Below are 7,867 nucleotides of genomic sequence, written 5' to 3'. Positions count from 1 at the left end.
TATTGATTAACCAACCTAAACGAGTCCCATTATCTAAATATTCCTGCATTTTTTTTCTAGCAGTTTCTAAGTTGTCACTAGCGGACATTAATTCAATGACAAAATCGGGAGATAGAGGTAAAAATTTTTCCTTTTGTTGCGGGGTTAAAGCTTGCCATTTATCTAAAGGTATCCAAGCAGCATCGGGAGAGCGATCGGCCCCATTCGGTAGTTTAAATCCTGTGGAAGAATCAAAAACTACACCTAATTTATTTAGGTTATTCCATAACCATAATTGGGCAGTGATTCCAGCGTTAGAATTACCAGTTTTTCCTCCAGTCGGTGGCATAATAATTAAATCTCCTTTTGCGCTGCGTTCCAAGCGCAAATCTCGGTTATCCTGACAAAGTTGAAAGAACTGTTCATCGCTGAGTTGCCAAGATTCAAATTTAACTTCTACTGTCATTATTATCCCCAACCTACTCTCGTCTAAACTTCATGGTAACACCCTAGGGCAAGAGATGTTCTTGGATGAAATTAGTGTAAACATCTCCAGCTAAAAAGGCGGGAGTTTCCAATATTTTACGATGGAAATCAATAGTCGTCGGTACTCCCGTGATCGCACATTCCCGCAGGGCGCGTTTCATGCGTTTAATCGCAGTTTCGCGATTTTCTCCCCAGACAATTAATTTACCGATTAGGGAATCGTAATAGGGGGGGATTTCGTAATCGGTGTAAACGTGGGAATCCATGCGGACACCGGGACCGCCAGGGGGCAGATAACCGCTAATTTTGCCGGGGTGGGGGCGAAAATTGCGATCGGGATCCTCGGCATTAATGCGACACTCGATCGAATGTCCTCTAAATATCACCTGATCTTGCTTAATTTGCAGTTTTTCGCCCTGTGCCACCAGAATTTGTTCTCGGATCAGGTCTATCCCCGTGATCATCTCCGTGACGGGGTGTTCCACCTGAATACGGGTGTTCATTTCCATGAAGTAAAAATTACCGTGTTTATCGACTAAAAATTCCACGGTTCCCACCCCGACGTAATTAATCGATTTAGCGGCTTTAACGGCGGCATTACCCATTTTTGAGCGTAAATGGGGCGTTAAGAAGGGGCTGGGGGCCTCTTCTAGCAGTTTTTGGTGTCGTCGCTGAATCGAACAGTCTCTTTCTCCTAAATGGATCACGTTACCGTGACTATCGGCCAAAATCTGAAACTCGATATGTCGGGGACATTCGATAAATTTTTCTAGATATACTCCCGAATTGCCAAAAGCCGCCTCTGCTTCCCCTTGGGCGGCTTTTAACATATTACCTAGTTCATCTGCACTCTTGACAAGACGCATCCCACGCCCTCCACCGCCAGCGGTGGCTTTAATCAGGACAGGATAACCGATGTCATCAGCGATACGTTTTGCTTCCGCTTCTGAGGTAATTAAACCACCACTGCCGGGGATAGTGGGAACTCCCGCTTTTTGCATGGTTTTTTTAGCGGTGGATTTATCACCCATAGCCAGAATAGCACTGGGAGACGGACCGATAAAAGTTAACTGATGATCGGCACAAATTTCGGCAAAGCGAGCGTTTTCTGCCAAAAAACCGTAACCGGGATGGATGGCCGTGGCGTTGCGTGTTAGGGCAGCCGAGATGATATTAGGGATATTTAGGTAACTTTTGCTGCTTGGGGGCGGACCAATACAAACACTCTCATCGGCCAGTTGAACGTGAAGGGCGTGGCGATCGATGGTAGAGTGGACGGCAACGGTTCTAATGCCCAATTCTTCGCAACTATGAAGGATTCTTAAGGCGATTTCCCCGCGATTGGCGATTAATATCTTGGCAAACTGCATTGGACGACCACGAGATCAGGCTGGTGTGATAGGCGACTATTTAGTAGAATATCTGGTTTTGTTACCTTGGGGAAATCGGGAAGTGGGGAATTATAAATTATGAATTATGAATTATGAATTGGGGTGTGGGGAGAATAAATAAAAATGGTTCTTCGGTTTGTGTTATGCAATGTACGCGGGTTATAAGGGACGGAACCCTTATAGAGAAAAACGTTTGGCGATTTTTGTCAATTGTTTTTGATCTAGAGCGAACTAATCAATTAAATCTCTTGCCAGATAAGGATTTAGTTTATTTATGCCACCCTATAGAACCATAACAAGTAACGAAGAGCCATAAAAATAATCTCCTGACTCCTGACTCCTATCTCCTGACGGCTAAAATAACTGACTCGGTCGCCCTCCCCAGTCAAGATTGAAAGCGATAAGCTAGAGTGTGAGGAGTGAAAACTTTTTAATCTCGTTTCGCCCCTAGAGGATAATAGCTCGATGTTGCGAATTATCACAGAGCCATGGTCAGCCAGAACGGAACTGAGACGAATTCGGGAACGGTTCGACGATCCGGAAATTCGGGAAAAAGAATCGCTTGTCCGAGAGATTGTCGATCAGGTGCGACTTGCTGGCGATCAATCGTTGGTGGATTACACGGAAAAATTCTACCAACAGTCCCTTAATCTACAACAACTTAAGGTGAGTGGCTCGGAACTGGATGCCGCTTATCAACAGGTGTCGCAGGATTTATTAAATGCGATCGCTGTTGCCTGTGCAAAAATGGAAGCTTTTCATCGTCAGCGTCTTCCCAAAGCCTGGGTCCAGTTTCCTGAGGATGGTACGGTTCGAGGGAAACGTTATCAACCGGTTAACAGTGTGGGAATTGTCGTTCCCGATGGGAAACGGGCCTATCTCAGTTTATTGTTACAACAGGCGATTCCTGCCAAAATAGCGGGGGTTAAACGGATTGTGATGGTATCTCCCGCCGATGAGGATTTACGCATCCATCCGGCGATTTTAGTGGCAGCCCAATCGGTGGGTATTAGTGAGATTTATCGGGTGGCTGGACCACAGGCGATCGCCGCTTTAGCCTACGGCACAAAAACGATCGCCCCCGTGGAGATGATTGCTGGAATAGGTGATTTTTATACTAATTTGGCTAAAAAACTGGTTTCTGACCATGTAAAAATCGATTATCTCTCTATTACTTCTGATCTAGTTATTATTGCCGATAGTCAAGCCAATCCCAGGCAGTTGGCCCTAGATCTATTAGCGCAAGCGGAACAGTATTCCCTAGCGGCAGCGATTTTATTGACGACGGATAAGGCTTTGGCCCCAATAGTACAGGAAGAAGTACAAAAACAGTTACAGATACATCCCCAGAGATTGTTGACGGAAAAAGCGATCGCTCATTATGGTTTAATCGTGGTGGTGGAGTCATTGGAGAAAGCGATCGAATTATCGAATCTTTTTGCTCCCACCCATTTATCCTTAATGATCGATGAGCCTTGGGAAAAGATATCTTCTGTGAGACAATCGGGAACTATTCTCCTTGGTTCTACTACTCCAAAAGCGGTGGCTGATTATTTGGGTTGTCCCGTGGGAGTGGAAACTTTTCTCAATTCCGCCACTTTAATCGAATATCCTGCCGATTCCTTCGCCTCCATAGCCCATAATCTGCAAATATTAGCGCAAGCGGAGGGATTTACGGCAACGGATGCGGGTATAGAATCCCGAGGTGAGGACAAGAACTAGAGAAACTATAATCTTCTCAAAGCAACTATTGGGTCTAATTTAGCGGCATGATGAGCGGGAACAACACCGAAAATTAGACCGATGGCACTAGAAACTCCTAAAGCGAGAATTATGGCAGGGATTGAGATACTGGTGGTTAAAGCGGCAAAAATTCCCGCTAGATACATTCCTTGAATGCCGACAAAAATCCCGATAATTCCGCCAGTGGTGGCTAAAATCACCGATTCAATGAGAAATTGACCTTTTATGTCCCCTTCTTTCGCTCCTAAAGCCTTTCTTAACCCGATTTCTTGGGTTCTTTCCGTGACTGACACGAGCATAATATTCATTATGCCGATTCCGCCAACAAAAAGGGAAATACTGGCGATCGAGGCTAACATTCTAGTTAAACTATCGTTAGTCTCTTTGGCCATTTCTAGGACTGTGGTTTGGGGGAAAATCTGCACATAATTCTCGTCACTGACCTGATGACGCATTTGCAGCAGGTTGCTAATCTGAAACTGAGCGGCTTTAATTTGGGCGGAGTTTTTAGCCAAGACAGAAATATGAGTTAGGGGAATGCCATAGATAGAATTGCGCCCTAAAACCTGATTAGACATAGTAGTTAGGGGAATTAAAGCTCGATCGTCCTGATTAGTCTCAAATAAGGAGCCTTTCGCCTGTAAAACTCCAATGACTTGAAAACTAAGATTGCCCATGCGAAGATTTTCGCCGACGGGATTGCGATTACCAAAGAGATTTTTGGCTAATTCCGATCCCAAGACAATCACCCGATTATCCCGTTTCAGGTCAGATTCCATAATAAATCTACCCTTAGATAGTTGACGGTTACGCACATTTAGGTACTGGGATCCCACCCCAATCAGGGGACTATTACTGGTTCTATTACCGAAGGATAAGACTCTTGTACCGCTCAATTCGGGAGAAATGGCGGTAATGGCGGGAACTTGAGATGCGATCGCTTGGGCATCTTCGTAGGTGAGAGGCCGGGGATTAGGAATTGTCCGGCGGACATTGCGCGAGGAAGTAGAAACAAATAAAACATTCGGTCCGAGAGCTTCAAACTGCTCGAGGGCGACTTTTTGCGCTCCTTCACCCACTCCCACTAGGGCAATGACGGAGGCGTTACCGATAGCAATTCCCAGCATAGTCAGACCACTACGCAGTTTATTGCCCATCAAAGCGGAAAAAGCCATTTTCAGGTTTTCGAGCATTTCCATGGTTAGTTACATTCAGTAATCAGTGGGGAATTATGAATTATGAATTATGAATTATGAGGTGGGGAGAATAAATAAAAATAATCTCCTGACGACTGATAACTGATAACTGATAACTGATAACTGATAACTGATAACTGATAACTGATAACTGATAACTGATTAGCGGGTAGAGATTTGGAGAGTTTCCGGTTTGCTTAAATCGCCAGTAATAGTTAAACTGCGCCGATTAGCGTTGAGATGACGGACAATTTTATAGATAGCTTCAACTTGGTCACTAGCACCGATTTTGGCCGCTAGAGTGGTTAGGTCGAGAGCAGTCCCCGTTTCCCGAACAACTTGCACGATTTTTCTTTGTAAATCCAGAATAGAAGCGGCAGCTTTTTTCCCTGCTTCTACCCCGGGTTGATGGTAGGCGTTAATATTAACTAAACTAGCATAGAAACTAACGGCCCGTTCGTAGAGGGCAATTAAAGCTCCTACCTGACGGGGAGTAACCTCTGGGATAGTGATAGTGATAGAGTGACGACTATTTTCGTATAAAGCTTGTCGAGTACCTTGCAGTAATCCTGAGAGGAAATCGCCAGCAGTGGAGCCGGTTTCCACTTCCATGGAGTCTCCTTGTCGGTCTTTTAACACTTCAATAAAAGTGGCGAAGAAATTGGGAATCCCTTCGCGTAATTGTTGGACGTAGGCGTGTTGGTCCGTAGAACCTTTGTTACCATAGACGGCGATGCCTTGGTACACCTTATTGCCATCGAGGTCTTTTTCTTTACCGAGGGACTCCATGACCAATTGTTGCAGATAGCGGCTAAAGAGATAGAGACTGTCTTTGTAGGGCAGAATCACCATATCTTTCTCTCCCTTGCCGTTGCCCTCATGATACCAAGCTAGAGCCAGTAGGGCGCTAGGGTTTTTTTTCAGGTTATGGACGCGGGTGGCGATGTCCATTTCTTTGGCCCCGGCTAACATTTCATCGATGTCGATACCCTGCAAAGCGGCCGGGAGAAGACCGACGGCGGATAGTTCGGATGTACGACCACCGACCCAATCCTGCATGGGGAAACGAGTTAGCCAATCTTGGGCGTATTTGTCCAGTTGGCTACCAGGCATAGTGACGGCGACCGCGTGTTGGGGAAAGTCTAAATCTTGTTTTTCGTAAGCGTTGCGGACTTCTAACATTCCGTTTCTCGCTTCGGGAGTGCCGCCGGATTTACTGGTGACGATAACCAGGGTGGTAGCTAGGGGTAAATGGGCTAGGGTGCGATCGATGCCTTTAGGGTCGGTATTATCAATAAAAGCAATCTCTAAGGGGGGATTAAGGGGGGATAGAGCCTCGGCAACGAATTGGGGACCCAAAGCAGACCCCCCGATGCCTACACAGAGAATATGGCTAAATTTTCCCCGATTGGGCGGCTTAATCGCTCCGGAGTGAATTTTCTTGACAAATTCTTTGATCTGTGCTAGGGGTTCGGTGATTTCGTCCCGCAATTCCTGGTTAGGAGCGAGTTCAGGAGCGCGCAGCCAGTAGTGGCCGACCATACGCTGTTCGTCGGGATTGGCGATCGCACCCTGTTCTAAAGCTGTCATATCTTGGAAAGCACGCTCAAATTTTGCTTCTAGACCTTTGAGAAAAGCCTCATCGAAGGGAATCCGACTGACATCGAGATAAAGTTCTAGGTTAGGGTGATAGTATAACCAATCTTGGTAACGTTGCCAGAGTTGCAGATTATCCATAAAAAAAAGCGAAATTTTTGTTTAATTACTCGTTTAGGGGAGATAGGATTCTATCCTCTCCAATCATCATACAGGTAGTTTTAGGCTAGAAGTTGACGGTTAAGCATATATTAGGGGTTGGCAAAATACTAACAGTGACTGAACTGTCCCCTAATTGTTCGGTTTGCTGGTGTTGGCTGTTGATTTTTTAACCGGTCCTATGGCTATCTACTCATCCCCTCTCAAAATCGGTAACTTAGAAGTGCATAGCCGCGTCTTGCAATCACCTTTATCCGGTGTCACCGATTTAGTTTTTCGGCGCTTGGTGAGACGCTTTGCTCCCGATTCCATGCTCTATACCGAGATGGTCAATGCGACAGAAATCTCCCAGCTGCAAGAGTTACCGCAATTGATGGTTATCGGGGACAAAGAACAACCAATTAGTATGCAGTTATTTGATTGCCGTCCCGATTTTATGGCTGTGGCGGCGGAAAAAGCGGTTAAAGAAGGAGCGATGACCATCGATATTAATATGGGTTGTCCTGTTAATAAAATTACTAAAAAAGGCGGCGGTTCTTCGCTTTTACGACAGCCAGAAATTGCCGAGCAAATTGTTAGGGAAGTGGTGGGAGCGGTATCGGTGCCGGTAACGGTGAAAACTCGCTTGGGATGGAACGCCCAAGAGATTAATATTATCGATTTTGCCCGTCGTTTAGAAGATGCGGGAGCGCAAATGTTGACCCTGCACGCACGCACTAGGGAACAGGGTTATCACGGGCCAGCCGATTGGCAATGGATTAAACGGGTGAAGGAGGTTTTATCGATTCCTGTCATCGCTAATGGTGATATTGTTTCTGTGGAAGCGGCGATTAATTGTTTGGAATTTACCCGGGCCGATGGGGTGATGTGTTCACGGGGAACCCTCGGTTATCCCTGTTTGGTGGGGGAAATCGATTATTACCTCAAAACAGGCAAAAAGTTGCCGAAACCCACCTCTATTGACCTGTTAAGCCTAGCTAAAGAGCATTTACAGGGGCTATGGCTATACAAGGGACAACGCGGCATCTGGCAAGCCAGGAAACATCTGGCTTGGTATTGTCAGGATTTTACCGGTGCGGCGGTTTGGCGTGATCGGTTTTCGCGGATCGAATCCCTGGGGGAGGGCTGTGATTTAATTGATAGAGCTATTGCCCAATTAAACCTTGAAAACGAGAATATTTAGGGGCTGCTGAAAAAGTTTTTCGTGGGGGCAGGGTGTGGGGTGTGGGGTGTGGGGTGTAGGGTTTTACCGATTTTGAGGTAGTCAGTTACCTAATTTTCAGGGAAAAAGTACCTGAATTTTACCCCCGATCCCTC

The 7,867-nt window shown here is 45.9% G+C and carries 6 protein-coding genes; 2 read left to right on the top strand and 4 right to left on the bottom strand.

The features are described 5' to 3' along the window. A partial coding sequence (locus tag IM450_RS17795) for a Uma2 family endonuclease (RefSeq protein ID WP_287666254.1) occupies positions 1-445 on the bottom strand: 445 nt, incomplete at its 3' end. A 43-nt stretch (positions 446-488) separates the two neighbouring features. Further along, positions 489-1,835: an acetyl-CoA carboxylase biotin carboxylase subunit gene (gene accC, locus IM450_RS17790; protein ID WP_002802160.1), complete on the bottom strand. Its 1,347-nt coding sequence runs from the start codon at positions 1,833-1,835 to the stop codon at positions 489-491. Positions 1,836-2,321: 486 nt separating this feature from the next. Here accC and hisD point away from each other — a divergent pair, with 486 nt between their 5' ends. Continuing rightward, positions 2,322-3,578 carry a histidinol dehydrogenase gene (gene hisD, locus IM450_RS17785; RefSeq protein ID WP_002802159.1) on the top strand — a complete coding sequence of 419 codons (1,257 nt, stop codon included), beginning with the start codon at positions 2,322-2,324 and terminating at the stop codon, positions 3,576-3,578. 5 nt (positions 3,579-3,583) lie between these two features. On the opposite strand, the gene IM450_RS17780 is transcribed toward hisD, so the two are convergent. Continuing rightward, positions 3,584-4,798 (bottom strand): ABC transporter permease, encoded by a 1,215-nt coding sequence (locus IM450_RS17780; RefSeq protein ID WP_287666251.1) that lies wholly within the window; start codon positions 4,796-4,798, stop codon positions 3,584-3,586. Positions 4,799-4,957: 159 nt separating this feature from the next. Next, positions 4,958-6,532 (bottom strand): glucose-6-phosphate isomerase, encoded by a 1,575-nt coding sequence (locus IM450_RS17775; RefSeq protein ID WP_002802157.1) that lies wholly within the window; start codon positions 6,530-6,532, stop codon positions 4,958-4,960. 199 nt (positions 6,533-6,731) lie between these two features. Here IM450_RS17775 and dusB point away from each other — a divergent pair, with 199 nt between their 5' ends. After that, entirely contained in the window at positions 6,732-7,733 is a 1,002-nt protein-coding gene (dusB, locus tag IM450_RS17770) for a tRNA dihydrouridine synthase DusB (RefSeq protein ID WP_043997859.1), read from the top strand. Positions 7,734-7,867: the final 134 nt, after the last annotated feature.

It is taken from the genome of Microcystis sp. M083S1 (assembly GCF_020246405.1).
GTDB classification, from domain to species: domain Bacteria; phylum Cyanobacteriota; class Cyanobacteriia; order Cyanobacteriales; family Microcystaceae; genus Microcystis; species Microcystis aeruginosa_C.
The sequence above is the reverse complement of the archived record's forward strand: the minus strand, read 5'-3'. Positions and strand labels throughout refer to the sequence as shown.

Coding starts and splice junctions, on each gene's coding strand:
- accC (WP_002802160.1), bottom strand. CDS start 1,835: ATGCAGTTTGCCAAGATATTAATCGCCAATCGCGGGGAAATCGCCTTA.
- hisD (WP_002802159.1), top strand. CDS start 2,322: ATGTTGCGAATTATCACAGAGCCATGGTCAGCCAGAACGGAACTGAGA.
- IM450_RS17780 (WP_287666251.1), bottom strand. CDS start 4,798: ATGGAAATGCTCGAAAACCTGAAAATGGCTTTTTCCGCTTTGATGGGC.
- IM450_RS17775 (WP_002802157.1), bottom strand. CDS start 6,532: ATGGATAATCTGCAACTCTGGCAACGTTACCAAGATTGGTTATACTAT.
- dusB (WP_043997859.1), top strand. CDS start 6,732: ATGGCTATCTACTCATCCCCTCTCAAAATCGGTAACTTAGAAGTGCAT.